Here is a 23,722-nt window from a genome sequence, read left to right on the forward strand (position 1 = left end):
GACGGATCTCCCCAGATCGATCGTCAGGCCCCACGAGAACACGCAGCGACGGGGGCGACACTGCGTCGAGACGTTCGAGTACAAGGTCGGGCACCCTGCCTGTATCGAACGACTCTGTCGACCCCAGAAATAGCACCCCGTCCCCTACGCGATGCCGGTGTGGTCGTATGCTCACTGTAGGGGCCGGTTGTTCACATACCGGAGGGGGACGTGTGATGAGTTTGGAAAAAAGTCGTAGAACGGCATCGGATGCCTTCTCAGATGTCTTCCGCGACGCCATCAACGCCCGCGGGCTGTCGCTCTCCCGCCTCCACGAACTGCTTCGCGCCCGGGGCAACGGCGTCTCGATGACGACGCTCAGCTATTGGCGCTCGGGCCGCCGCCGACCCGAGGGCGTGCAGTCACTGACCGCGGTCTCCGACATCGAGGTGCTGCTCGATCTGCGCCCGGGTGCGCTCTCGGGCCTTCTCGGATCCACCAACCGCACCGGGCCCGTCGGACCGAATCTGTTCCCGATCGACGAGCTCGAACTCGAACGCGCCGTGATGGATGCGTTCGAGGCGATGGGCGCCGAGTACCCCGACACCTCGCGCGAACTGACCACCCACTCCATCACCGACGTCGACGAGCACGGCAACGTCTCGCACTGCGCGACCCGCAGCATCATCCAGTCGACGGTCGGCACGGTGCGGGCGATCCCGTTCCTCGAGCTGACGCCGGGCGAGAACACCCCGGCGCCCATCATCAGCGCGATCTCGGGCGGACGCATCGCGACGAGGTACTCGCATCCCAGCGGCGAGGTGCACGGGGTCCTGTTCGAGCTCGACACTCCCCTCACCGCCCCCGACACCGCGATCGTCGAGTGGTCCGTCGACTTCCCGCCCGGATATCCGCCGCAGCGGGACTCCGGCCACGCCGTCGCGATGAAATGTCGGGAGCTGCTGGTGTGGACGCGGTTCCACCCCGACGCCCTGCCGGATCGGATCGAGGAGCGCGTCGACACCCCCTCGGGCGTCGTGACGACGGAGATCGACCTCGGCGGTCGCACCTCGGTGCATCAGGTGCGACGCGCCTTCGGCCCCGGCGCGCTCGGCATCGGCTGGAGCTACGCCGACGGCCGCTGAAGCGGCGCCCCGTCGTCAGGGCTGATCGCCGACCGCCACCGGACGCCCCGGCGTGTTCGACCACTGACTCCACGAGCCCGCGAACACCTTCGACGGAATGCCGATCTCATCGAGCACGAGCGCGGTGTGCGCCGCCGTCACCCCCGATCCGCAGTACGCGGCGACCGGCGTCTCCCCGGTCACTCCGGCCCGCGCGAAGTTCGCACGCACCGCGTCATGGTCGAGGATGCGCCCGGCGTCGTCGAAGTGCAGAACGGTCGGGAGGTTGACGGCTCCGGGGATGTGCCCGGCCTGCGGGTCGAGCGGCTCGACATCGCCTCGGTACCGCTCAGCCGCTCGCACATCGAGCAGGACACCGGATGCCGGGAACGCGGCCGCCTCGTCGATCGTGAGGGCGTCGGCGCCGATCTCCTCGAGCACGACGTCGCCCTCATCGGGCTCGACGTCATCCGTCGCCACGTTCAACCCCGCATCGCGCCACGCGCGGATGCCGCCCTCGAGGATTCGCACGTCGACCCCGCCCTGACGCAGCAGCCACCAAGCCCTGGCGGCCGCGACGCCCTTCGCGTCGTCATAGGCCACGAGAGTGTCGCCCTGGCGTAGCCCCCACCGGCGTGCCGAGGCCTGCAGCCTCGCGGTCGAGGGCAACGGGTGGCGGCCGTCCGAGGCGTCGCCGGGGGTCGAGAGCTCGGTGTCGAGCGGCACGAACACGGCTCCGGGCACGTGACCGGTGAGGTAGTCGGGTCGGCCGTCAGGGCGGTCGAGCCGCCAGCGCACGTCGATCACACGGACGGGCGCACCCGATGACAGCAGGTCGTGGAGCTCGGCGACGGTCACGAAGTTGGTCATGCTGCGAGGCTATCCGCTGTCGCACGAGGTCGGGCCGGTGCGGACGCACGCGGTCATGGTCGATGCGACCACGGCGCTAGGCTCGATCCGGCCGTGTCGAGAAGGGACCACATGCCCACTCGATTCCGCTGGATGCGCCTCCGTCCGCAGGAGACCGCCCTCATCGCGATCACCGCGGTCTGGGGCAGCACGTTCCTCCTCGTGCACTGGGCCATGCAGTACTCCGGCCCGTGGTTCTTCGTCGGGCTGCGCTTCCTCCTCGCGGGCGCCATCAGCGTGGTGATCTTCCGCAGGGCTCTGCGCGGCATCCGCTGGCGCGACATCGGCACGGGCGTCGCGATCGGCGTGATGATCCATCTCGGCTACGGTCTGCAGACCGTGGGTCTGCAGACGATCGACTCGAGCACCTCAGCCTTCATCACGGCGATGTACGTACCCCTGGTGCCGCTCGCCCAGTGGGCCGTGTTCCGGCGTCGGCCTCCCGCCATGGCCTTCGCGGGCGCCGGCCTGGCCTTCCTCGGGCTGCTGCTCATCGCGGGGCCCGACGCGTTGTCCTTCACGCTGGGCACGGGAGAGATCGTCACGATGATCAGCACCCTTCCGATCGCAGCCGAGATCATCCTCATCAGCGTGTTCGCCGGGCGCATCGACCTGGGACGCATCACGGTCGTGCAGCTCCTGACGGCCGGCATCCTCGGTCTGCTCACGATGCCGGTGGTCGGCGAGGGCTTCCCGGAGTTCTCCTGGGTGTGGGTCGGCTGCGCCGTGGGTCTGGGAGTGTCGAGCTGCCTGATCCAGCTCACGATGAACTGGGCGCAGAAGTCGGTGTCGCCCACACGGGCGACGATCATCTACGCGGGCGAGCCGGTCTGGGCGGCGGCGATCGGACGCATCGCCGGCGAGCGCCTTCCCGTCACGGCTCTCATCGGCGGAGCACTCGTCGTGCTCGGCATCCTCGCCAGCGAGCTCAAGCTCGTGCGCCGCTCGCGGGAGAAGTCGCCGACGAGCGGGGAATAGAACCCCGGATGCCGCGTTGCACCCCACATGATTGAAACTTCAACCGTCGTGCCGGTGGCCACCGAGAGGACTCGGGTGCGCGTGCCGATGCGCTTCGCCGACGGCTACACCACCACGGCCGACGTCGTGACGTTCGACGGACTCGTCGACGGGCGGGAGCACCTCCTGCTCGGCCTCGGCGACTGGCGCGCCGCGCTCGAACGTGCGACGAGCGGAGGCCCAGCGCCCCTCGTCAGGCCCCACAGCGAGTGCCTGACCGGAGACGTGTTCGGCTCGGAGCGCTGCGACTGCGGGCCGCAGCTGCGCGAGGCCGTCGAGCGGATCGCCGACGAGGGCGGCTTCCTCCTCTACCTCCGTCAGGAGGGGCGGGGCATCGGCCTGTACGCGAAGCTCGACGCCTATGCACTGCAGGATGCCGGACTCGACACGTACGAGGCGAATCTCGCCCTGGGGCGCGGTGAGGACGAACGGGACTACACGGTCGCGGCGCAGATGCTGCGGGCCATCGGCGCCGACGGCATCCGGCTCCTGAGCAACAATCCCGACAAGGCCGCGCAGCTCGAGGCCCTCGGCATCCGCGTCGAGGAGCAGGTGCGCACCGGAGTGCACGTCTCCAGCGCCAACCACCGGTATCTCGAAGCCAAGCGCGATCACACGGCCCACACGATCGACCTCTCGGCGGCGTGATGAGCGAGCGGCGGCTGACCGACGAGGAGATGGCGACGTGGCTGCCGACCATCCGGTTCGTCCAGCTGCTGCCCCAGGTGCTCGACCGCGCCTTGAAGGCGGAGACGGGACTCAAGCACGCGTACTACGCGATCCTCGTCTCGCTCGCGCGCGAGGACGCCGAGGCGCAGACGATGAGCGAGCTCGCGCACATCGCCGGGCTCAGTCGCTCGCGCCTGAGCCATGCCCTCGACGTGCTGGAGGAGCGCGGGTGGGTGACCCGCACCTCCTGCGGAGGCGACAAGCGCACCCAGAGCGCGGTGCTGACCGCGAAAGGCCGCGAGCTGCTGCGATCGGCGGCGCCGGTGCACGTCGCACAGATCCGTGAACTCGTGCTCGACAAGCTCAGCCCCGAGGAGCGCGCGCAGCTCGGCGGCCTGCTGTCACGGCTGCTCCCCGATATCACCGCTGCGCTCTGACATCACCGCTGCGCTCTGACGACGCGGCTGCGCTCTGACGACGCGGCCCATCCCTTGGAGGAGCGGGGACGGAGGGCAAGGCTCCGTCCCCGCTCGCGCACGTCGTGTCAGGTGCCCGTCATGGCCACCCGCCCTGGGAGGAGGGGACGTGCGCAACCCGGCGCCGCGCATGTTCGGCGACCGGGAGCATGGCTCGATCTGTCGACCCGCACGAAAGTAGCAAGAGCGTGTTCACCTCACGATCGGCGAGAAGTGAACACGGAGGGGCGGGGATCCTGTCCGCCCCTCCGTGCGCGTGGGTACCCGACGACGAACTGCGATTCACCGCCGCTGAGGGGACGGCGCCCACGCTTCCCGACGACGGTCATGGAGACCGCCCCGGGAACCGACTGGGTCGGCCCTCGGAAGGTAACAGGCGCGCGTTCACGTGACGACGAAGAGATTGTGAACGAGCGCTTCCGCTCACAGCAGAAGCACTCGCCGTGTCCCGCGGTCACGTCGTACCGTGAGGCATGGCCGACCTCGTCCCGTTCCCCCGCAGCGCACGCCCCCGCCCGACCGACCCGGAGCCGCTCTGGCGCCATCTGCTCGGAGACCAGCTCCGACGACGACGCCACGACCGCGAAGAGACGCTCACCGAGACCGCGGCGAGCGCCGGGGTCTCCCCGCAGTACCTCTCCGAGGTCGAGCGCGGCCTGAAAGAGCCGTCGAGCGAGATGATCGCCGCGATCGCCGGAGCCCTCGACACGTCGCTGATCGAGCTCACGAGCGCGGTCGCCGATCAACTGCGGTCGGCCGCGACTCCGGCATCCGCCGCAGTGTCCGCCGGTCGCGGCGCGTTCGCCCTCGCCGCCTGAGCGGCCGCATCCGAGCCTCCCCTTCTGGTCGAGACGGGCACGTCTGCAGGACCGGTCGGCCGGATTCGTCCTGCATCCGTGCCGTGGTCCTGCAGACGGCACACGCCGCGCCGCGCCGCGCCGCGCCGCGCGCGCACCGACGGAGGCCGGACCTCACACCGTGCGCTCCCCCAGCACGGTGTCGACGAGTCCGTATTCGAGGGCGGCGGATGCCGTGAACACGCGATCCCGGTCGGTGTCGGCGCGCAGTTCCTCGACCGACCGGCCGGTGTGCCGCGCCAGGATCGACTCGAGGTCGGAGCGCACCCGCACGACCTCGTCGGCCGCGAGGATCAGGTCGGGGATCGCCCCGCGCGACTGGCCGGCCGGCTGGTGCAGCACGATCCGCGCGTGGGTCAGCGCCGATCGCTGGCCCACCGCGCCCGCGGCGACCAGCAGAGCGGCCGGGCCGATCGCCTGCCCCACGCACGTCGTCGCGATGACGGGCCGCACGTGCTGCATCGTGTCGTAGATCGCGAGCGCCGCACCGGGGTCGCCGCCCTCGCTGTTGACGTAGAGCTGCACGGGTGACTCGGGGGCGTCGGCGTCGAGGTGCAGCAACTGCGCGATCAGCGCGTTCGCGACCCCGGCGTCGATGCCGGTGCCGAGGTAGATCACGCGCTCGGCGAGCAGGTGCGAGTACACGTCCATGACCCGCTCGCCCCGCGGATGCTGCGCGATGACGTTGGGGATCGTGTAGCCGCTCACGACCCCGCCCCCAATCCGACGCGCGACCGTCGCCTGGGCATGAGGTCGACCATGGAGTCGAGGATGCCGTCGATGAAGCCGTACTCCCGCGCCGCTTCGGCGGTGTACCAGCGGTCGTGCAGCGAGTCCTCGAAGATGCGCTCGATCGGCTGTCCGGTGTCGTGGGCGATCAGGCCCAGCACGGTGTCTCGCATGTGCCGCAGATCGTCGGCCTGCGTCTCGATCTCGACAGCGGACCCGCCGATGCCCGCGGATCCCTGGTGCATGAGGATGCGCGCGTGCGGCAGGGCCCGGCGCTTGCCCTTCGCCCCGGCGGAGAGGAGGAACTGCCCGGCGCTGCACGCGAGACCGAGCGCCACGGTCGACACGTCGTTCGGCACGAGCGTCATCAGATCGCGGATGGCGAGCATGGACGGTACGGAGCCGCCCGGCGAGTGGATCCAGAGGGAGATGTCGGTGGTCGGGTCCTCGGCCGACAGCGTCAGCAGCTGCGTCATGAGCAGCGTGCCGTTGTCGTCGTCGAGGGCGCCGTCGAGCACGAGCACCCGCTCGTGGAACAGCGCGCGGCGGGCCTCGGGTCCGAACTGCGGGATGGGAGTGCCTTCCCTCATGGCCCCAGCATCCGTCGTGCGGGAGCCGGATGCTCGCGAATCCGCCGGCGGCGGATCCGCCCTGGGCAGAGCATGCGGCCGGGTGCACTGCAGGAGATCTCAGGATCTGCAGGACCGATCGCTGCATCCTGGCCTTCGGATCGTGCGAACGCCTGCGGATCGCGTGACGTCCCGCGTCTCGCGCACGTAACATCGCCGACTCACGCCGGACGTAGCCTCGACCGCATGACGACGCAGCAGCAGGCACCCGAATGGCAGTGGTCGGAGGACGGCATCAACTTCCGCACGCGCAAGTGGGTGCGCCCCGAGGACCTCAATGCGAACGGCTCACTGTTCGGCGGCAGCCTTCTGAAATGGATCGACGAGGAGGCGGCGATCTACGCGATCGTGCAGCTCGGCAACTACCGCGCCGTCACGAAGCACATCTCCGAGATCACGTTCGAGGCCTCGGCGGTGCAGGGCGACCTGGTCGAGCTGGGCCTTCAGGCCACGCATTTCGGCGTCACCTCGCTCACGATGCGAGCGGTGGCGCGCAACATGATCACGCGCAAGCGCATCCTCACGATCGAGCGCATCGTGTTCGTGAGCCTCGGCGAGGACGGCCGCCCGACACCGCACGGCTACCGCGACATCACCTACAACCGCGACCGCATGCCCACCGAGCGACTCGTCACCGGGACGGTCGCGCTGCCGAAGCTCTGACGCTCCGACGGCACGCCCGGCGCGAGCGCCCCGAACGCTCCGGCGAGGTCGGCGATGAGGTCGTCGACGTGCTCGAGGCCGATCGAGAGCCGCAGCACGTCGGCACCCGGTCGCGCCTCGGCCGGCACGGGGCGGTGGGTGAGGGCGGCGGGATGCTGGATGAGCGAGTCCACGCCGCCGAGCGACACCGCGTGCGTGAACAGCGTGGTCGCAGAGGTGACGGCGGATGCTGCGGCATAGCCGACCCGCATCCGCAGCGCGATCATCGCGCCGGTGCCGCGCATCTGCCGTTCGAGGATCCCCTCGGGGTCTCCGTCGAGGCCGGGGTAGAAGACCTCGGCCACCTCGGGACGATCGATGAGCCACTGCACGATCCGGCGCGCGGACTCCTGCTGAGCGCGCATCCGCACCGGCAGCGTCGTGAGCCCGCGGTGCAGCAGATAGGCGCCGAGCGGGTGCAGGAGCCCTCCGGTCACCGCCCGCACCCGCCGCAACGCCTCGGCCGTGCGCTCGTCGCAGGCCACCACACCGGCGATCACGTCACCGTGTCCGCCGAGGTACTTCGTCGCACTGTGCAGCGACATCGCGGCGCCGAGATCGATGGGATTCTGCAGCACCGGCGTAGCGAACGTGTTGTCGACCACGACCGGCACGTCGCCCGCCTGAGCGACGATCGCCGCGATGTCGGCGATCTCGAGCGTGGGATTCGCCGGCGTTTCGACGACGATCAGCCCTGTGTCGGCACGGAGGGCGGAGGCGACCTCGTGCGCCGCGCAGTATGTGGTCTCGACCCCGAGCAGACCCGAACCGAGCAGGTGGTCGGTGCCGCCGTACAGCGGACGCACCGCCACGACGTGACGCTTCCCTGCCGCAGTGCCGTGCGCGAGGATCACGGCCGTCATCGCCGCCATGCCCGACGAGAACGCCACCGCGGCCTCGGCGTGCTCGAGTGCGGCGAGCGCCTCCTCGAAGCGGGCGACCGTCGGGTTCCACAGCCGCGCGTAGACCATGCTGCCGTCGACGGGTGGACGGCCGCCGGTCGCCATCGCCTCATAGGAGTCGCCCCCGCGCTCGATGTCGGGCAACGGGTTCGTCGTCGACAGGTCGATCGGCAGCGCGTGCACGCCGAGAGCCTCGAGGTCGGCGCGGCCGCCGTGTACGGCCAGGGTGTCGGGATGCAGCGCTGCAGTCATCCCTCCAGGTTGCCGAGAACGCGGCTGAAGCGCTCGACTTCGACAGAATCAGCCGTGATCCACGACGATCTCGCTATTCTGAGTGAAATCCCGACCTGCGGAGGTGTTTTCGTTGACGAAAGCGCAACTCGATGAGCTCGACCTCGAGATCCTCTCTGCCCTGACGCGCGACGCGACCGTCACGAACAAGGCGCTCGCCCACCGGCTCGGCCTCGCGGAGTCGACCTGCGCCCACCGCGTGCGCGCACTGCGCGATCGCGGAGTGATCCGCGACACCCGCGTCCGGCTCGACGGCGCCGCCCTGGGGCTGCCGCTGCAGGCGATCATCAAGGTGCGGCTCGCGAACCACACCGGCCCCACGGTGACCGCGCTGTTCGACGCTCTCGCCGGCATCCCTCGCGTACTGCAGGTTTTCCATGTCGCCGGGGTCGACGACTTCCTCGTGCACGTGGCCGTGCCCGACGCCACGGCGCTGCGCGACATCGTGCTCGAGCACATCACGATCCATCCCGTCGTGCGCGCCACCGAGACGCAGCTGGTGTTCGAACTGCGCGACGGGCGCGGCCTCCTCGGCTGAGGAGTCGATCGGATCGCAGGAGATCTCGCGATCCGAAGGAGCCGATACGGCATCCGCCCCTGCGAATCGTGCGATCTCCTGCAGATCGTGCGACCGCGGGCGGTGGACCGCAGCCCGCCTCAGCGCGCGAGCGCCGGGATGCTGCCGGTGGCGGGCGACGCCGTCGCGGTCGGCACGGCGGTCGTGATGGCCGGCGTGGCCACGGTCTCCGCAGCCTTGCGCTCACGGGCGGCCGCACGAGCCGGCTCCCCCGCGTTCACGATTCCGCGGACCACGGTGCCGATCACCAGCATCCCGACCAGCATCGCCACCGACACGAACGCCGGTGTCCACTGGCTCGAGAACGACGCGGTCAGGCTCAGCACGGCGGCGGGGATCCAGAGGCCCACAGCCCCTCCGGCCAGTCCTCCGGCTCCCCGCATGATCGCGATCGCCGCGGCCACGGCGCACAACCCCGCCAGGACGGCTCCCACGATGCCGAGCGGCACCAGAACCGATGCCAGTTCGCTCGCGACTCTCGATGATGTCATCATTCGACCCCCCGGTCTGCGGACCCTCCGCTTCATCAAGAGTACGAAGGAGGGCGGTCTCCGGCATCCATCTGCAGGATGATGTTGCGCAATCTTGACTGGCCGTTCAACGTCGCTTCAGCCAGGCGAAGCGCGAGCCCCGCACGACGCGCACGGGCTGCGTGACGACGGCGTCGACGACCATCGAGCCGTCGGTGGGTCCGATGATCGCCATGGTCGACGTCGCGGTCGCCTCGACGGGGTCGACCTTCAGGCGCCCGAGGTCGCGGTGCGCGCGGATGTACGCGGGGACGAGCAGCACGATCGCGCCGAGCCAGGCCAGCGGATTGCTGAGCGCGACGCCCTCGAATCCGATCAGCGCGCCGAGCACGACGGCGGCGCCGACCCGCATCACGAGCTCGATCACGCCGGTGGCCGTGGGGACGAGCGTGTGGCCGAGTCCCTGCAGCGCACCGCGGAGCACGAACAGGATGCCGAGCGCCCAGTACCCGCATCCGTTGATGAGGAGCATGAGGTGCGCGAGGTCGACGACCTCATCGGCGGCGACCCCGTGGCCGACGAACAGACGCAGGAGCGGGGCGCCGAACGCGATGATCACGACACCGAGCAGCAGGCCGGCGATGATCGCCATCCACGTGCCCTCGATCACACCGCGGCGGATGCGGTCGGGGCGGCGCCCGCCGAGGTTCTGCGCCGCGTACATCGAGGCGGCGAGACCGAGCGAGGAGAGGAAAGCGACCGCGAGGCCGTCGACCCGCGATGCCGTGGTGTACGCCGCGACCGCGTCGGAGCCGAGCGTGTTGAGCGCGACCTGCACCGTGAGCGTCCCGATCGCGATGATCGACGCCTGGAAGCCCATCGGCAGTCCGAGACGCAGGTGCTCACGGACGTCGTCGCGCGTGACGCGCCAGTCGGCACGCCGCAGGTGCAGCATCGGCAGGCGGCGGCGCACGAACTCGAGGCACAGCGCGACGGAGACGGCCTGTGCCACGACCGTCGCGAGGGCGGCTCCCCCGACGCCCCACGCGAGCGGGCCGACCATGAGCACGACCAGGCCGACGTTGAGGATGCACGACACGGTGAGGAACACGAGTGGGGTGCGTGAGTCGCCGATCGCACGGATGATCGCGGAGAGGTAGTTGAAGAACATCGTCGCGCTCGCGCCGAGGAAGCTGATCTGCGTGAACACCGTCGCCTCGGCGAGGAGCTCGGGAGGCGTCTGCAGCAGTTCGAGCAGCGGGCGGGAGACGAGCGGGGCGACGATCGTGAGGACCACGCTCGTGACGCCGGTGAGGAGCACGCCTGTCGCGACCGAACGACGCACGGCCGGGGCGTCTCCCGCTCCGAACGCCTGGGCGATCGGGATCGCGAAGCCGCTCGTGAGCCCCCAGGCGAAGCCGATCAGGAGGAACAGCAGGCTTCCGGTGGCGCCGACGGCCGCGAGCGATTCGACGCCGAGGTGGCGTCCGACGACGACGGCGTCGGCGAACTGGTACATCTGCTGCACGACGTTGCCGATGAGCAGGGGGACGGAGAAGGCGAGGATGACGCGCCACGGGCGGCCCGTGGTGAGTGAGGTGGCCATGGGGAAGCGGCTCGCAGATCTGGGGGACGGATCGGGGGTGCGACAAGCCTATCGAAACGATTCGGGAAAACGGTATACCCGACGCCGACTACGGTCTATGGGATGAGTACTGCCAAGACATCAGCACCAGACACCGGGGTCGGCGACGAGCAGCACCTGAAACGGGCGCTCAGCAACCGTCACATCCAGCTCCTCGCGATCGGCGGGGCGATCGGCACCGGCCTCTTCATGGGCAGCGGCAAGACGATCTCGGTCGCCGGCCCCTCGGTCATCTTCGTCTACATGATCATCGGCTTCATGCTGTTCTTCGTCATGCGGGCGATGGGCGAGCTGCTGCTGTCGAACCTCAAGTACAAGTCATTCAGCGACTTCGCGAGCGACCTCCTCGGACCCTGGGCCGGGTTCTTCACCGGATGGACCTACTGGTTCTGCTGGGTCGTCACGGGCGTCGCCGACGTCATCGCGATCGCCGGGTACACGGATGCGCTGTTCCCCGGCATCCCGCTGTGGATCCCCGGCGTGCTCGTCGTGCTGATCCTGCTCGCGCTCAACCTCCCCACCGTCGCCGCCTTCGGCGAGATGGAGTTCTGGTTCGCACTCATCAAGATCGTCGCGATCGTCGCCCTCATCGTCACGGGTCTCGTGATGATCATCACGGGATTCCAGCACGATGCGGGCACCGCGAGCTTCGCGAACCTCTGGGAGCACGGCGGCATGTTCCCGCACGGCTTCCTCGGCTTCGTCGCCGGGTTCCAGATCGCCGTGTTCGCGTTCGTGGGCGTCGAGCTCGTCGGCACCGCCGCCGCCGAGACGAAGGACCCCGAGAAGAACCTCCCGAAGGCGATCAACGCCATCCCGATCCGCATCCTGCTCTTCTACGTGGGTGCGCTCGTGATCCTCATGGCCGTCACGCCGTGGACCGAGTACGTCGCGAACGAGAGCCCGTTCATCGCGATGTTCGCCCTCGCCGGACTCGGCATCGCCGCGACCGTCGTGAACCTCGTCGTGCTCACCTCGGCCATGTCGAGCGCGAACTCCGGCATCTACTCGACCTCGCGCATGGTGTTCGGCCTCGCGCAGGACGGCGACGCCCCGCAGGTGTTCGGCCGCCTGTCGAAGCGTCGTGTGCCGCAGAACGCCCTGTTCCTCTCCTGCATCCTGCTGCTGTCGGGCGTCGTGCTGCTGTACGCGGGCGAGGACATCGGCACGGCGTTCTCGATGGTCACGACGGTGTCGGCCGTGTGCTTCATGTTCGTGTGGACGATCTTCCTGTGCAGCTACCTCGTGTACCGCCGCCGCCATCCCGAGAAGGTCGCGGCGTCGAGGTTCCGGATGCCGGGCGGCCGCGTCATGGTGTTCGTGGTGCTCGCGTTCTTCGTGTTCATCCTCTGGGCGCTGACGACCCAGCCCGACACCCTGACCGCGCTGGCCGTGACGCCGATCTGGTTCGCGCTGCTGTTCGTCTCGTGGCTGTTCGTGCGGAGGTCGCCGAACCACCTGACGCAGCACGCGGCGCACATCGCGTACCTGCGCGGCGACGACCCAGCGTCATAACTCCGGAGATCCGGCCGGGTCCAGGGGGATCCGGCCGGGTCCGGGGCGATCCGGTGCCGGTTCTCCGGAGTTGTGACGCGACTCGGATTCGGCCGGCCCACAGCACGGGACGGATATCCTGGACGCCGCGGTCACGCGGGTGCCGCAACGGTGAAGGAGAGCGATGTTCGACAGTCCGCTCTCCGCTTCGGCGTACGAGATCCTCGGCGTCGACCCCGACATCGACCACGTCGAGCTGCGCAAGGCCTATCGGCTGCGCCTGCGGCAGACGCATCCGGACACGGGCGGCGACGCCGCGGTGTTCATCCAGGTGCAGCGCGCCTGGGAGCTGGTCGGCACCCCGGAGCTGCGTGAGGCCTACGACCGTCGGTCGGGGGTGCACCCCGGCATCCCGACCGATTCGACCGAAAGCGGATGGCGACCGCAGGCCGCACCCCGCACCGACACGAGGCCGCGCGCCCGGTCTTACGGCCACCCCGGCGGATGGCGGCGTGAGCGGTACCTGTCGCTGATCCGCGAGTGGGCCGGTTTCGGCGTGGAGGTTCCCGATCCGTACGACCCCGCGCTGGTGCGCTCGGCGCCGCGCGAGGTGCGACGGCTGCTCGCCGATGCCCTGGCCGAGGAGGCGACGGCCCGCACCGTGAGCGCGCTCGGCATGGGCTTCACGGTGTGGCACGACGTCGCGATCACCGCGGATGCCGACGACAAGCTCGACCACGTGATCCTCAGCCCGTCCGGGCTCTACGGCGTGATGTCGGAGGACTTCGGCGGCGTCGTGGGCTTCCGCCGCGGTGAGATCACCGGGCCGAGCCTCGGCACCAGGGCACCCGTCACGGCGGCCCTGGCGCGGGTGCGCGCGGTGGCGAAGTCGGCGCGCGTGAAGTTCGGCGGCGTGATCATGGTGCTGCCCGACGACGATCTCGCCCAGGCGGTGACACCTCTCGGCAGCAGTCGCGGCGTGCCGGTGGTGGTCGTGCGACGCAGCGCCCTGTCGATGGTGCTGCGTCAGGGCGTGCCGGGCGCCCGAGCGATCGGCGGCAACGAGCTGTTCGACGTGCGCACACGGCTGCAGCAGACCGTCCGCTTCGTCTGACCTCTAGCGCCTCTCGCGCCTCCCCGACCCCCGCCGAGCCACCCCTTTCTCGCCGAGCCACCCCTGTGCACGTCGCACTCACGGGGGTGGCTCGACCACAGGGGGGTGGCTCGACGGCAGAAAGGGCGGCGGCAGGATGCCGTTGACAAGGCGCGTCAAACCGGTTTACGCTCGTCACGTCAAACCGGTTCAACCGGAGCACAGGCACCCGCGAGTCCACGAGGAGGTGGCATGAGCCGCACGACGATCGCCGATGTCGCCCGCGAGGCCGGCGTCACGAAGGCCACCGTTTCGCACGCGATGAGCGGCAAGCGTCCGATCTCCGACGACACCCGGGCCAAGGTGCTCGCCGCCGCGGAGAGGCTGCAGTGGGTGCCGAGCCAGAGCGCCCGAGCCCTCGCCACGCAGCGCGCGAACGCCGTGGCCGTCGTGCTCGCGCGTGACCCCGAGGTCATCGCGAACGACTCGTTCTTCCCCGCGTTCATCGCCGGTGTCGAGTCCGTCCTCGCCGAGACCGAGACCGCGCTGCTGCTGCAGGTCGTGCCCGACCGCGCGGCCGAGGAGCGGGCCTATCGCACGCTCAGCCACGGCCGCGCCGACGGAGCCCTGCTGCTCGACCTCCGCACCGACGACTGGCGGGTGCCGCTGCTCGAGAAGCTCGACGTGCCGACCGTGCTGGTCGGCGCCTACGAGCGGTCGACCAGATTCTCGTGCGTCCGCACCGACGACGCGGCCCCGGTCACGCAGATCATCGACCACCTGCGCGCCGCCGGTCACGAGCGCATCGCCCACGTCGCAGGGCCTCTCGACTATGTGCACTCGCGCGTCCGCGCCGACGCCTACATCGCCGCGATCGGCGACGACGAGCTGCTGCGCGAGGGCGACTTCACGGCATCCAGCGGCCGCGCCCGCACCGCAGAGCTGCTCGCCCTGCCCGAGCGTCCGACCGCGATCCTCTACTCGAACGACACCATGGCCATCGCCGGACTCTCCTACGCCCGTTCGCAGGGACTCGACATCCCGCGCGACCTCGCGATCTCGGGCTTCGACGACGACCACCTGTCGGCCCACCTCTCCCCCGCGCTCACGAGCGTCTCGTCGAGCCCGGCCGCGCGCGGACGCGCCGCCGCCCGCCTGCTCCAGGCCGACATCCTGGGCGCCGAGCCGCGCACCGAGGTCGTCGACGCCAACACCGTGCACTTCCGGGAGAGCACCGGCCACTGACCCGCACGACCCCGCATCACCCGAATCGCGCCATTCATCACGTCAAGGAGGACACCATGAAGAAGATCCGAGCCGTCGCACTGCTGGGGGCCGTGGCCCTCGTCGCCACCGGGTGCTCCGCGGGCGGAGGTGGCGGAGGCGGTTCGGCCGACGCGACCGGCCCCATCGACATCTGGCTCTCGAACAACGAGCAGGAGCTCGCCTGGGGCAAGGCCGCCGTCGAGGCGTGGAACGCCGAGCACCCCGACGAGAAGGTCACGGCGCAGGAGATCCCCGCCGGCTCCTCGTCGGAGGAGGCCATCACCGCGGCGATCACCGCCGGCACCGCACCGTGCCTCGTGTACAACGTGGCCCCGGCCGCGGTGTCGGGCTGGGTCAAGCAGGGCGGTCTCGTCAACCTCAGCGACCTCGACGGCGGCGCCGACTACATCACCGAGCGCGGCGGCGACGTCGACTCCTACGCCACCGACGGCGACTTCTACCAGCTGCCGTGGAAGTCGAACCCCGTCATGGTCATGTACAACAAGGCGCTGTTCCAGGCGGCGGGCATCGACCCCGAGAACCCGCAGATGAACACCTACGACGCGTTCATCGAGGGCTCGAAGAAGATCGTCGCCTCGGGCGTGCAGAGCGCGATCTGGCCGGCGCCGACGAGCGAGTTCTACCAGCCGTGGTTCGACTTCTATCCGCTCTACCTCGCGGAGACCGACGGCACGATGCTGGTCGAGGACGGGGCGTCGACCTTCGACTCGGATGCCGGAGCCGCGGTCGCCGACTTCTGGGCGACGTTCTACCAGGAGAAGCTGTCGCCGAACGAGGCGTCGACCGACGACGCGATGTCGGCGGGCACGACGGCCATGCAGCTCGCCGGGCCGTGGGCGATCCCCTCCTACGCCGACACGGTCGACGTGGGCTTCATGCCGGTGCCGACGAGCGACGGACGTGAGAACCCCACGACTTTCGCCGACTCGAAGAGCGTGTCGATGTTCACGGCCTGCGAGAACCAGGGCACCGCGTGGGAGTTCCTGAAGTTCTCGACGAGCGAGGACAGCGACGGCCAGCTGCTCGAGGCCACCGGCCAGATGCCGATGCGCACGGGCCTCGCCGACACCTACTCCGACTACTTCTCGGCGAACCCCGACTACGTCGCGTTCGCGGAGCAGGCCGAGGCGACGGCCGACGTGCCCAGCATCCCGAACTCGGTGGAGGCGTGGCAGGCGTTCCGCGATGAGTACTCCTCGTCGGTGATCTTCGGCAAGGAATCGACGGCCGACTTCCTGAAGAACGCCGCCGCGAAGATCGACGACCTCGTCGCCGAGTGACGTCGGCGACGACAGGGTCATGACTCTCCGAGACGACGTGGTCGCGGACGTGGCCGGGGCACCCGACGCCCCGGCCACCCCGCCCGCGAGGTCGGCGCGATCGCTGCGCACCCGCCTGCTGGGGGCGCAGCCGATCGGCGGCCTGTTCGCGCTCCCGTACCTCGTGTTCGTGATCGCGATCTTCGCGTACCCGCTGGGCTTCGCGGTCTACATCGCGTTCCACGACTACTTCTTCACGGCGCCGGGCGCCGAGGTCGATCGGCCGTTCGTCGGGTTCGACAACTTCGTCACGGTGCTCACCGACCCGCGGGTGCTCGGGGCGTTCCGCAACACGCTGATCTTCCTGGTCATCAACGTGCCGCTCACGGCCGTGCTGTCGCTCGTGCTCGCCGCGGCGCTGAACACCGGCATCCGCTGGGCGTCGGCATACCGCGTGGCGTTCTACGTGCCGTACCTCACGGCGAGCGTCTCGCTCGTGGGTGTGTGGATGCTGCTGTTCTCGGGCAACGGGCTGATCAACACGATCCTCGGGCCGCTCGCCCCCGACCCGTCGTGGCTCGTGAACAGCGGACTCGCGATGCCGATGATCGCGCTGTACGTGACGTGGAAGCAGCTCGGCTTCTACATCCTGCTGTACCTCGCGGCACTGCAGAACGTGCCGAAGGAGCTGTACGAATCGGCGGAGACCGACGGTGCCGGCGCCTTCTCGCGCTTCTGGAACGTCACCGTCCCCGGGGTCCGCAGCGCGACCACGCTCGTGCTCATCCTGTCGATCATCACCGGCGCGAACCTCTTCACCGAGCCGTATCTGCTCACGAACGGCGGCGGCCCCGACGGCGCCTCCACCACCCCGGTGCTGCTGATCTACCAGCTGGGCATCCAGCAGCAGAACCCCGACACCGCGGCGGCGATCGGCATGATCCTCGTGGTGCTCGTCGGGATGCTGTCGCTCATGGCCAACCGCGCGACGAGGGAGCGATGATGACCCGCCGACGTTCACTGCCCCGCATCCTCAGCGTCGTCCTGCTGACGGTCGCGGCGATCGGGTTCGCGTTCCCGTTCTACTTCATGCTCGTGGGTGCGTTCCAGGAGAGCCCGACGAACTCCCCCGACGAGCTGTTCCCGACCTCGGGCTGGACGTTCGACAACTTCCTCGCGATCGACTCCCGCATCGACCTGATGGGGTCGCTGCTGAACTCGCTGATCTTCACGGCGGGCGTGCTGCTGGGCACCGTGGTGTTCGGTCTGCTCGCCGGCTACGCGATCGCGCGGCTCGACTTCCGCGGTCGCGGCGTCGTGTGGGTGCTCATGCTGCTCGTGCAGATGGTGCCGTTCCAGTTGCTCATGATCCCGCTGTACGTGCAGATCACCCGCAACTACGGCCTCGGCGACTCGTATCTCGGCATGATCCTGCCGTTCCTCATCAACACCACGGCGGTGTTCATCTTCGTGCAGTTCTTCAAGGCGCTGCCGGCCGAGATCTTCGAGGCCGCGCGCATCGACGGGGCGGGCGAGATCCGTCTGCTCACCTCTGTCGCGATCCCGCTGATCCGGCCCGCGCTCGTCACGGTCGTACTCGTCACGTTCATCGGCCCGTGGAACGAGTTCCTCTGGCCGTTCCTCATCACGAAGGATGCGTCGCTGCAGCCGCTCGCGGTGTCGCTCGCGAACTACATCTCGAACGTCGCGCAGTCGACCGCCAACCCGAACGGGGCGATCCTCGCCGGAGCCACGGCTCTCGCGTTCCCTGTCGTGATCCTGTTCATCGTGTTCCAGCGGTTCTTCCGCGCCACCGACCTGGGTGCGGCCGTCAAGGGCTGACGCCCGGCCGACCCGTCCCCACCAGAACCCCGCCAGAAAGGGCATCCATGTTCTCCGGAGCTTCCTTCCCGCTCGGTCCGTTCACCCCCTACGAGGGCAATCCCATCCTGCGTCCGCGCGGCGACAGCTGGGAGTCGGCCAACCTCTACAACCCGGCCGCGCTCGTCGACGGCGACGAGGTGCTGCTGCTGTATCGCGCGCACGCCGACGACATCGTGTCGCACATCGGGCTCGCCCGGTCGCGCGACGGCGTGAACTTCGAGCGCGAGGACGCGCCGATCCTCTCCCCCTCCGAGGACTACGAGACCTACGGCTGCGAGGACCCGCGCATCGCTCTGATCGACGGCACGTACTACCTCACCTACACGGGCTGGGACCGGCGCAGCGCCCAGCTGTGCCTCGCGACCTCGACCGATCTGCGCACCTGGACCAAGCACGGCCCGCTGTTCGACGACTTCGACACCTTCAAGACCATGGACCCGCGCGGGTTCAACTGGTCGAAGGCCGGAGTCATCGTGCCGCAGCGGATGCACGGCAAGTGGTGGATGTACTTCGGCGAGGGAGGCATCTACTGGGCGACCAGCGACGACCTCGTCCACTGGACGCCCGGCACCCCCGACACCGAGCCCATGTACTCCCCGACGCCCGGCACCTGGGACGAGGCGCTCGTCGAGATCGGCACCTCGCCCGTCGTGACCGACAACGGACTGCTCGTGATGCTGACGAACGGCGCGACGCGCACGGTGCACGACGACGGCACGGTCGACGTCGACTACCGCTGCGGACAGATCGCGATCGACCCCGATCAGCCGACGAAGGTCATCGCTCGGATGCAGGAGCCGTGGCTGCGTCCGCAGACCTTCGAGGACCTGCACGGACTCGTGTCGAACGTGACGTTCGTCGAAGGACTCGTGAAGTTCCACGGGAGGTGGTTCGCGTACTACGGGCAGTCCGACACGACGCTCGCGGTAGCGATCCACGACCCCGCCGAGCCGTGGGGCCGCGCGTTGACGGAGGAGTCATGAGCATCTCGCGACGGGCGTTCCTGACGGCCGCGGCGGCGAGCTCGGCTCTCGCGCTGCTGCCCGCACGGCCCACGGATGCCGCGGTCGGGTCGCGCACGGCATCCGCTCTGCCCTTCTCCCTGCCCGGCTCGCGGGCTGCGGAGACCGCCCGCGGGGGGCGGCTCACGAACCTCGCCCACCTGCGGTTCCTGCTCGCCGAGGTGCCGGTCGCGGCGAGCGCGACGCACACGACGTACGCGATCGAGTCCGCGCCTACCGTGCGCGCGCCCTGGACCTACGCCGACACCGACGGCGCCGGCGGGTATCGGCCCGTGGGCGGCGGGACGCGCGACGCCGCCACCGGGCACTGGACGCAGGGCGCGTACAACGCCGACGACATCGCCCGCGCGGCCGTCGTGTTCCTGCGCGACTGGAAGGCCACGGGCGACGTGCAGAGCCGCGACGACGCGCGCGACGTGCTGCGCTCGCTCGCCTTCCTGCAGACCGTGAGCGGACCGGATGCCGGCCGCGTGGTGCTCTGGCAGCAGGAAGACGGCGTGCTCAATCCGAGCGCGATCCCGATCGAGCTGCCCGACCCCTCGGATTCGGCGGAGTCGTACTGGCTCGCACGCACGGTATGGGCGTTCGGGGAAGGGTATGCGGCGTTCGCGACCGAGGATGCGGAGTTCGAGGCGTTCCTGCTCGAGCGGCTGCACCTGTGCCTCGACGCCCTGGGTCAGGAGTCGCTGGGGCGGGCCGGTCAGTGGGTGCAGAGCGACGGCCGCCGGCTGCCCGCCTGGCTCATCGCGGGCGGCGCGGATGCCACGGCCGAGGCCATGCTCGGACTCGCGGCGGCGGCCGAGGTCGGCGATAGGCGCAGTCGCGATGCGCTCGCGACCTATGGCGAGGGTGTGGCGGCGATGGCGACCGATCCGCGCGCGGGCTGGCCGTTCGGCGCGGTGCTGCCGTGGACGGGTTCACTGGGATTCTGGCATGCGTGGGGCGCGGCGGCGCCGGAGGCGCTGGGCCGCGCAGGGGCGCTGCTGCGTCGCCGCGACTGGTCACGGGCGGCGGTCGCCGACGCGGGCACGTTCACGCCGCAGGTGCTCGCGTCGGGCGGGCCGCACAACGCGTGGGCGCCGCTGCCCGCCGAGGCGCAGATCGCCTACGGCGCGCACGGTCGCGTCGCCGGGGCACTGGCTGCGGCGGCCGTCGGCGGCGAGGGGCTGCGGCTGATCGCCGGGCTCGCCGCGGGCTGGTTCTTCGGCGCGAACACCGCGGGTCTGCCCGTCTACGACCCGGCGACCGGCGTGACGTTCGACGGTGTGGAGACCGACGGGCGGATCAACCGCAACTCGGGTGCGGAGTCGACGATCCACGGGCTGCTGACGATGCTGCTGCTCGACGCGAACCGTGACGTCGCGGCGCTCGCGACCTCGATCACCGGGCTGAGCTCGTTCTCGGGACTGCGGGTGCTCGAGGCGGAGAACGCGCGGCTGTCGGCCGGATGCGTGGTCGAGCGGCCCACCGAGGGCGCGTGGACCGGCGAGGGCAACCTGTCCGGGGGCGCTTTCGTGCGGGTCCCCGCCGGAGAGACGGTGGAGTTCGACGTCACGGAGGCCGGCGGCGTCCTGCACGCGCTGATCTGGCGGCAGGCGGCCGAGGTCGGCGATGCCGTGTGGGAGGTGTTCCGCGGTCGCAAGCGGGTGTGGAAGACGCGTGTGCCCGCGGGCGGCACGGGCGACCGCGGGCTGACCGAAGCCGACGGGATGCTGGTGCCGCAGCGCCTCGGCGGCGACCTGCCGGGCGAGGCGGTGGTCGTGCGGTGCACGAGTCGCGGCGACGTGCGGCTCGATGCGCTCGTGATCCAACCGGCGGTGGCCTCGGCGGTGTACGCGACGTCGACCGGGTCGGCGGTGCTGTACGCCGACGGCACGGGTCGCGATCAGCGCGTCGCGGCGCTGGCCCCGGGATCCGGGCGCGCGTATGAGGCAGACGGCTCGCAGCGCGGCCAGGCCGTCGGCGGCGGGAAGGTGCGAGTGCGCGGCGGCGGGTTCACGGTCACGCGCTGACGGCATCCCCCCTGCCCCTGCCCCTGCCCCGCCCCGCCGAACCACCCCCTTCTCGTCGAACCACCCCCGGAGGAACGCGCCACAGAGGGGTGGCTCGAACGCGAGGGGGTGGTTCGGCGATGACACTGGTCGACCTCGCGTGCGCGGAGTAGCGTGCGGGGCATGACCCTGACCGACTGGCTGCTCGACGGAGACCCTGCGGTGCGCTGGCAGGTCGAGCGCGATCTGCTCGGCGCGCCGGATGCCGTGTGGCAGGCGACCCGGGCCCGCGTCGCGACCGAGGGGTTCGGCGCCGCGCTGCTCGCCGCGCAGGATCCGGACGGCCGGTGGGCGGGCGGAGCGCACTTCCCCGCCGGATTCTTCGCCGACGGCAGACCGGCCGAGCCCGGGCAACCGTGGACCGCGACATCCTGGTCGCTGAACCAGTTGCGGGAGTGGGGCGTCGACGCCGCGGCGCTCGGCGACACCGCGGAACGCCTCGACCGCGCCTGTCGCTGGGAGTACGACGACATGCCGTTCTGGGGCGGCGAGGTCGACGTGTGCATCAACGCGTTCACGCTCGCGAACGGCGCGTGGCTCGGGGCCGACGTGTCGCGGCTCGTGGCCTGGTTCCCCGCGCACCGTCTGGACGACGGCGGCTGGAACTGCGAGGCGGAAGAGGGCGATTCGGTGCGGTCGTCGTTCCACTCGACCCTGAACGCCCTGCGCGGGATGCTGTCGTGCGAGGCCTTCACGGGCGACACCTCACTGCGCGATGCACGGCATGCGGGCGAGGAGTACCTGCTGCGGCGGCGTCTGCTCTACCGCGCGTCGACGGGTGAGCGGGTCGGCGATTTCGTCGATCACTTCGTGTACCCGCCGCGCCATCGGTACAGCGCGCTGACCGCGCTCGACCACTTCCGCGAGGCGGCGCTGGTCGACGGAACTGAGCCCGACGAGCGGATCGCGGATGCCGTGGAGCTCGTGCGATCCGCGCGGCAGCCCGACGGCACCTGGCTGCAGGGCGCACCGCTCGAAGGCCGCACATGGTTCGATGTCGACGCACCCGAGGGCGAACCCTCGCGGTGGCTCACCCTGATCGGCACGCGCGTGCTCGCCTGGGCCGATGACGCGGACTCGGCTCAACCGACGGCGACGAACGACACGGCGTAGATCGTCGGATGTCCTGGGGGTCGACGGCGAGAACCGTGCGGGCGACCGTGACGACGTACTCTGGGGTGACGGGATCGATGGAGATCTCGTCAGGCATCTTTGTTATGAATGCTATCCGCGGATGGATATCAAAACTCAACCTCGGCCGAGCAAGCGAGTACCCCACGAACGGGCGCACCATCCTGCAACTCTCCTCTGGTTATTTCTGTTCGACCTGCTCAGATCTTGTTACGCGCCAGCGGTCAGTCCGCTTCAAGGTGAGTTCGGTGATCGTGGTGCGTTCTTCACTCATGAATGTCTTTTTCCCCTCAGCGAATATTGCAATATCGCTGGAATCGATGGTGACTCTGACAACGGCTGAATTTCCCTCTTGGCTCACAACCGATGTGTCAACGATCTGCAGGGAGCCCTCCTGCTGGATACCACCTTGCGAATACCACAGCCGGTCATTTTCAAGTTCTTTGATAGTCGTTCCGGAGGATGCGTCCTTCAGTCCCTCGGGGATCGGCTCGGTGTATCCGTCTTGAGCCCATTGGTCGTACTCATTAATGAACGACGTTGCTGCTCCAGCGGGGCCGTCATCGTGCGACGCGGACGTGCAGGCGGAGAGGGGTGTCAAGATCGTTAGGGCGGTCAGCGCTGCGATGAGCGCCGGCAAACGTCCAAGTCTCATAAGTCGCGGTCTCCGTGATGTGTCATGTGTACGTCGAGGGATGGCGTCGCGGCGGTGCGCTAGCCATCCCCCTCTGTATCAGTCGAGTCTCAGCCGCAAATGAGGTTGATTGGGCTCGAGAACACCGCGTTGGGGGTGTCGGCGTATCCAACGACGTCGATGTCGGTGTATGAGCGGAAGCTTCCGGCCGCAGTGCCGTTGCAGACGTATCGGGCGGTAACTCGCCCTGCACCGCCGCTTGTGAGACCGGAAGGATTCGGAGCTAGGCGCTTTTTTCCTGGCGCACCAACTGCCTGCCAGAGTCCGAGGAAGTTCTTCCTGTCGATCTGCGTGGTGACGTCGGCCAACGTGTAGTTGGTGCAATTACCCTTGTCCCAGTTGCCGTGGGACTGAGCAGCCATGGGATTACCGCTGCTCGAGATGTGGACGAAGTCGACACGCTGAACGAACGTGCAGACTGGGGCGGCCGCACGCGAGGCCTTCTCGGACCCGGAGGGATCCTGGGTGGCCTCAGGCGTCGCAGGTCCAGTGACTTCTACTTCGATGACTTCCGAGGACGTGTCGCCGTCATCAGTGGGGTCGACAGGCGCCGTTTCGGCATGTGCTGCCGGTGCGAGGCTCACAACCATCAGCAGTGCTGCAAGAGCGGTGCCGGCAACCATATTGCGTGACTTGCGCATTGAACTCCGACGGGGGACATCTGTGGGATCAGGGTGGATGATCAACGGAGTATTTCTCACTTTCTTGCTCACAGGGGAATACCGAATCAGTAGATCACCCCACAGCCCGCACTGTCTGTCCGCCATTTGGGGGACGGACAGCCGGATGTGCAGCAAAAACGCCCTTGGTGTTCGCCTCACATCGACGTGA

The 23,722-nt window shown here is 69.4% G+C and carries 24 protein-coding genes; 16 read left to right on the top strand and 8 right to left on the bottom strand.

What is annotated here, in order from left to right; translation table 11 throughout:
• The first annotated feature begins 215 nt into the window (after positions 1–215).
• Positions 216–1,124, top strand: coding sequence for a hypothetical protein (locus ACIPYT_RS03875; protein ID WP_401070814.1), 909 nt, complete (start codon positions 216–218; stop codon positions 1,122–1,124).
• Between the two features lie 15 nt (positions 1,125–1,139).
• Here ACIPYT_RS03875 and ACIPYT_RS03880 read toward each other — a convergent pair whose 3' ends face one another.
• Positions 1,140–1,973 carry a sulfurtransferase gene (locus ACIPYT_RS03880; protein ID WP_401070815.1) on the bottom strand — a complete coding sequence of 278 codons (834 nt, stop codon included), beginning with the start codon at positions 1,971–1,973 and terminating at the stop codon, positions 1,140–1,142.
• A 111-nt stretch (positions 1,974–2,084) separates the two neighbouring features.
• On the opposite strand from ACIPYT_RS03880, the gene ACIPYT_RS03885 reads away from it, so the two are divergent.
• The 4 genes from ACIPYT_RS03885 to ACIPYT_RS03900 all read left to right on the top strand — a co-directional run bounded on the left by ACIPYT_RS03885 (position 2,085) and on the right by ACIPYT_RS03900 (position 4,992).
• Positions 2,085–2,990: a DMT family transporter gene (locus tag ACIPYT_RS03885; RefSeq protein WP_401070817.1), complete on the top strand. Its 906-nt coding sequence runs from the start codon at positions 2,085–2,087 to the stop codon at positions 2,988–2,990.
• A gap of 27 nt (positions 2,991–3,017) precedes the next feature.
• The gene (ribA, locus tag ACIPYT_RS03890) at positions 3,018–3,677 is read left to right on the top strand and encodes a GTP cyclohydrolase II (protein ID WP_401070819.1); all 660 of its coding nucleotides are present in this window, start codon (positions 3,018–3,020) and stop codon (positions 3,675–3,677) included.
• A complete protein-coding gene (locus ACIPYT_RS03895) occupies positions 3,677–4,135 on the top strand; it encodes a MarR family winged helix-turn-helix transcriptional regulator (protein WP_401070821.1) in 459 nt (152 codons plus the stop codon). Before ribA ends, ACIPYT_RS03895 begins: the two co-directional genes overlap by 1 nt.
• Positions 4,136–4,647: 512 nt before the next feature.
• The gene (locus ACIPYT_RS03900) at positions 4,648–4,992 is read left to right on the top strand and encodes a helix-turn-helix domain-containing protein (RefSeq protein WP_401070823.1); all 345 of its coding nucleotides are present in this window, start codon (positions 4,648–4,650) and stop codon (positions 4,990–4,992) included.
• 153 nt (positions 4,993–5,145) lie between these two features.
• On the opposite strand, the gene ACIPYT_RS03905 is transcribed toward ACIPYT_RS03900, so the two are convergent.
• A complete protein-coding gene (locus tag ACIPYT_RS03905) occupies positions 5,146–5,739 on the bottom strand; it encodes a ClpP family protease (RefSeq protein WP_401070825.1) in 594 nt (197 codons plus the stop codon).
• The gene (locus tag ACIPYT_RS03910; protein WP_401070827.1) at positions 5,736–6,350 is read right to left on the bottom strand and encodes a ClpP family protease; all 615 of its coding nucleotides are present in this window, start codon (positions 6,348–6,350) and stop codon (positions 5,736–5,738) included. Before ACIPYT_RS03910 ends, ACIPYT_RS03905 begins: the two co-directional genes overlap by 4 nt.
• Before the next feature lie 225 nt (positions 6,351–6,575).
• Between ACIPYT_RS03910 and ACIPYT_RS03915 the strand changes: the two genes are divergently transcribed.
• Positions 6,576–7,052 (top strand): acyl-CoA thioesterase, encoded by a 477-nt coding sequence (locus ACIPYT_RS03915; RefSeq protein ID WP_401070829.1) that lies wholly within the window; start codon positions 6,576–6,578, stop codon positions 7,050–7,052.
• Here ACIPYT_RS03915 and ACIPYT_RS03920 read toward each other — a convergent pair.
• On the bottom strand, positions 6,986–8,245 hold the full coding sequence (locus tag ACIPYT_RS03920; protein WP_401070831.1) for a trans-sulfuration enzyme family protein: 1,260 nt from the start codon (positions 8,243–8,245) through the stop codon (positions 6,986–6,988). The genes ACIPYT_RS03915 and ACIPYT_RS03920 overlap by 67 nt on opposite strands.
• A 112-nt stretch (positions 8,246–8,357) precedes the next feature.
• On the opposite strand from ACIPYT_RS03920, the gene ACIPYT_RS03925 reads away from it, so the two are divergent.
• A complete protein-coding gene (locus ACIPYT_RS03925; protein ID WP_401070833.1) occupies positions 8,358–8,822 on the top strand; it encodes an Lrp/AsnC family transcriptional regulator in 465 nt (154 codons plus the stop codon).
• A gap of 119 nt (positions 8,823–8,941) precedes the next feature.
• Here ACIPYT_RS03925 and ACIPYT_RS03930 read toward each other — a convergent pair whose 3' ends face one another.
• The gene (locus ACIPYT_RS03930; RefSeq protein ID WP_401070835.1) at positions 8,942–9,352 is read right to left on the bottom strand and encodes a hypothetical protein; all 411 of its coding nucleotides are present in this window, start codon (positions 9,350–9,352) and stop codon (positions 8,942–8,944) included.
• A 106-nt stretch (positions 9,353–9,458) separates the two neighbouring features.
• Positions 9,459–10,937, bottom strand: a complete 1,479-nt coding sequence (locus ACIPYT_RS03935; protein ID WP_401070837.1) for an MATE family efflux transporter — start codon at positions 10,935–10,937, stop codon at positions 9,459–9,461.
• A 102-nt stretch (positions 10,938–11,039) separates the two neighbouring features.
• Here ACIPYT_RS03935 and cycA point away from each other — a divergent pair, with 102 nt between their 5' ends.
• The 9 genes from cycA to ACIPYT_RS03980 all read left to right on the top strand — a co-directional run bounded on the left by cycA (position 11,040) and on the right by ACIPYT_RS03980 (position 22,179).
• Positions 11,040–12,491: a D-serine/D-alanine/glycine transporter gene (gene cycA / locus ACIPYT_RS03940; protein ID WP_401070839.1), complete on the top strand. Its 1,452-nt coding sequence runs from the start codon at positions 11,040–11,042 to the stop codon at positions 12,489–12,491.
• 163 nt (positions 12,492–12,654) lie between these two features.
• Positions 12,655–13,584 carry a J domain-containing protein gene (locus ACIPYT_RS03945; RefSeq protein WP_401070841.1) on the top strand — a complete coding sequence of 310 codons (930 nt, stop codon included), beginning with the start codon at positions 12,655–12,657 and terminating at the stop codon, positions 13,582–13,584.
• Between the two features lie 231 nt (positions 13,585–13,815).
• Positions 13,816–14,808, top strand: coding sequence for a LacI family DNA-binding transcriptional regulator (locus ACIPYT_RS03950; protein WP_401070843.1), 993 nt, complete (start codon positions 13,816–13,818; stop codon positions 14,806–14,808).
• A 56-nt stretch (positions 14,809–14,864) separates the two neighbouring features.
• On the top strand, positions 14,865–16,130 hold the full coding sequence (locus ACIPYT_RS03955) for an extracellular solute-binding protein (RefSeq protein WP_401070844.1): 1,266 nt from the start codon (positions 14,865–14,867) through the stop codon (positions 16,128–16,130).
• A 19-nt stretch (positions 16,131–16,149) separates the two neighbouring features.
• Positions 16,150–17,112: a carbohydrate ABC transporter permease gene (locus ACIPYT_RS03960; protein ID WP_401070846.1), complete on the top strand. Its 963-nt coding sequence runs from the start codon at positions 16,150–16,152 to the stop codon at positions 17,110–17,112.
• Complete coding sequence (locus ACIPYT_RS03965) at positions 17,109–17,951, top strand: carbohydrate ABC transporter permease (protein WP_401070848.1); 843 nt, start codon at positions 17,109–17,111, stop codon at positions 17,949–17,951. Before ACIPYT_RS03960 ends, ACIPYT_RS03965 begins: the two co-directional genes overlap by 4 nt.
• Before the next feature lie 47 nt (positions 17,952–17,998).
• Positions 17,999–18,976 (top strand): glycoside hydrolase family 130 protein, encoded by a 978-nt coding sequence (locus ACIPYT_RS03970; protein WP_401070850.1) that lies wholly within the window; start codon positions 17,999–18,001, stop codon positions 18,974–18,976.
• The gene (locus tag ACIPYT_RS03975) at positions 18,973–21,027 is read left to right on the top strand and encodes a hypothetical protein (RefSeq protein WP_401070852.1); all 2,055 of its coding nucleotides are present in this window, start codon (positions 18,973–18,975) and stop codon (positions 21,025–21,027) included. The genes ACIPYT_RS03970 and ACIPYT_RS03975 overlap by 4 nt, the downstream gene beginning before the upstream one ends.
• A 162-nt stretch (positions 21,028–21,189) precedes the next feature.
• Positions 21,190–22,179 carry a squalene cyclase gene (locus tag ACIPYT_RS03980; RefSeq protein WP_401070853.1) on the top strand — a complete coding sequence of 330 codons (990 nt, stop codon included), beginning with the start codon at positions 21,190–21,192 and terminating at the stop codon, positions 22,177–22,179.
• A gap of 199 nt (positions 22,180–22,378) precedes the next feature.
• On the opposite strand, the gene ACIPYT_RS03985 is transcribed toward ACIPYT_RS03980, so the two are convergent.
• Together ACIPYT_RS03985 and ACIPYT_RS03990 are read right to left on the bottom strand one after the other, a co-directional pair.
• On the bottom strand, positions 22,379–22,837 hold the full coding sequence (locus tag ACIPYT_RS03985; RefSeq protein ID WP_401070855.1) for a hypothetical protein: 459 nt from the start codon (positions 22,835–22,837) through the stop codon (positions 22,379–22,381).
• Positions 22,838–22,941: 104 nt separating this feature from the next.
• Positions 22,942–23,532 (bottom strand): hypothetical protein, encoded by a 591-nt coding sequence (locus ACIPYT_RS03990; protein WP_401070857.1) that lies wholly within the window; start codon positions 23,530–23,532, stop codon positions 22,942–22,944.
• Between the last annotated feature and the right edge of the window lie 190 nt (positions 23,533–23,722).

The organism is Microbacterium sp. NPDC089695 (assembly GCF_044749085.1).
Classification (GTDB): domain Bacteria; phylum Actinomycetota; class Actinomycetes; order Actinomycetales; family Microbacteriaceae; genus Microbacterium.

Bases quoted from the DNA above. Each gene is read 5' to 3' on its own strand.
- ACIPYT_RS03975 (WP_401070852.1), top strand. From the start codon at position 18,973: ATGAGCATCTCGCGACGGGCGTTCCTGACGGCCGCGGCGGCGAGCTCG.
- ACIPYT_RS03895 (WP_401070821.1), top strand. From the start codon at position 3,677: ATGAGCGAGCGGCGGCTGACCGACGAGGAGATGGCGACGTGGCTGCCG.
- ACIPYT_RS03960 (WP_401070846.1), top strand. From the start codon at position 16,150: ATGACTCTCCGAGACGACGTGGTCGCGGACGTGGCCGGGGCACCCGAC.
- ACIPYT_RS03915 (WP_401070829.1), top strand. From the start codon at position 6,576: ATGACGACGCAGCAGCAGGCACCCGAATGGCAGTGGTCGGAGGACGGC.
- ACIPYT_RS03990 (WP_401070857.1), bottom strand. From the start codon at position 23,532: ATGCGCAAGTCACGCAATATGGTTGCCGGCACCGCTCTTGCAGCACTG.
- ACIPYT_RS03875 (WP_401070814.1), top strand. From the start codon at position 216: ATGAGTTTGGAAAAAAGTCGTAGAACGGCATCGGATGCCTTCTCAGAT.
- ribA (WP_401070819.1), top strand. From the start codon at position 3,018: ATGATTGAAACTTCAACCGTCGTGCCGGTGGCCACCGAGAGGACTCGG.
- ACIPYT_RS03970 (WP_401070850.1), top strand. From the start codon at position 17,999: ATGTTCTCCGGAGCTTCCTTCCCGCTCGGTCCGTTCACCCCCTACGAG.
- cycA (WP_401070839.1), top strand. From the start codon at position 11,040: ATGAGTACTGCCAAGACATCAGCACCAGACACCGGGGTCGGCGACGAG.
- ACIPYT_RS03900 (WP_401070823.1), top strand. From the start codon at position 4,648: ATGGCCGACCTCGTCCCGTTCCCCCGCAGCGCACGCCCCCGCCCGACC.
- ACIPYT_RS03965 (WP_401070848.1), top strand. From the start codon at position 17,109: ATGATGACCCGCCGACGTTCACTGCCCCGCATCCTCAGCGTCGTCCTG.
- ACIPYT_RS03910 (WP_401070827.1), bottom strand. From the start codon at position 6,350: ATGAGGGAAGGCACTCCCATCCCGCAGTTCGGACCCGAGGCCCGCCGC.
- ACIPYT_RS03920 (WP_401070831.1), bottom strand. From the start codon at position 8,245: ATGACTGCAGCGCTGCATCCCGACACCCTGGCCGTACACGGCGGCCGC.
- ACIPYT_RS03950 (WP_401070843.1), top strand. From the start codon at position 13,816: ATGAGCCGCACGACGATCGCCGATGTCGCCCGCGAGGCCGGCGTCACG.
- ACIPYT_RS03980 (WP_401070853.1), top strand. From the start codon at position 21,190: ATGACCCTGACCGACTGGCTGCTCGACGGAGACCCTGCGGTGCGCTGG.
- ACIPYT_RS03880 (WP_401070815.1), bottom strand. From the start codon at position 1,973: ATGACCAACTTCGTGACCGTCGCCGAGCTCCACGACCTGCTGTCATCG.
- ACIPYT_RS03885 (WP_401070817.1), top strand. From the start codon at position 2,085: ATGCCCACTCGATTCCGCTGGATGCGCCTCCGTCCGCAGGAGACCGCC.
- ACIPYT_RS03930 (WP_401070835.1), bottom strand. From the start codon at position 9,352: ATGACATCATCGAGAGTCGCGAGCGAACTGGCATCGGTTCTGGTGCCG.
- ACIPYT_RS03945 (WP_401070841.1), top strand. From the start codon at position 12,655: ATGTTCGACAGTCCGCTCTCCGCTTCGGCGTACGAGATCCTCGGCGTC.
- ACIPYT_RS03955 (WP_401070844.1), top strand. From the start codon at position 14,865: ATGAAGAAGATCCGAGCCGTCGCACTGCTGGGGGCCGTGGCCCTCGTC.
- ACIPYT_RS03935 (WP_401070837.1), bottom strand. From the start codon at position 10,937: ATGGCCACCTCACTCACCACGGGCCGCCCGTGGCGCGTCATCCTCGCC.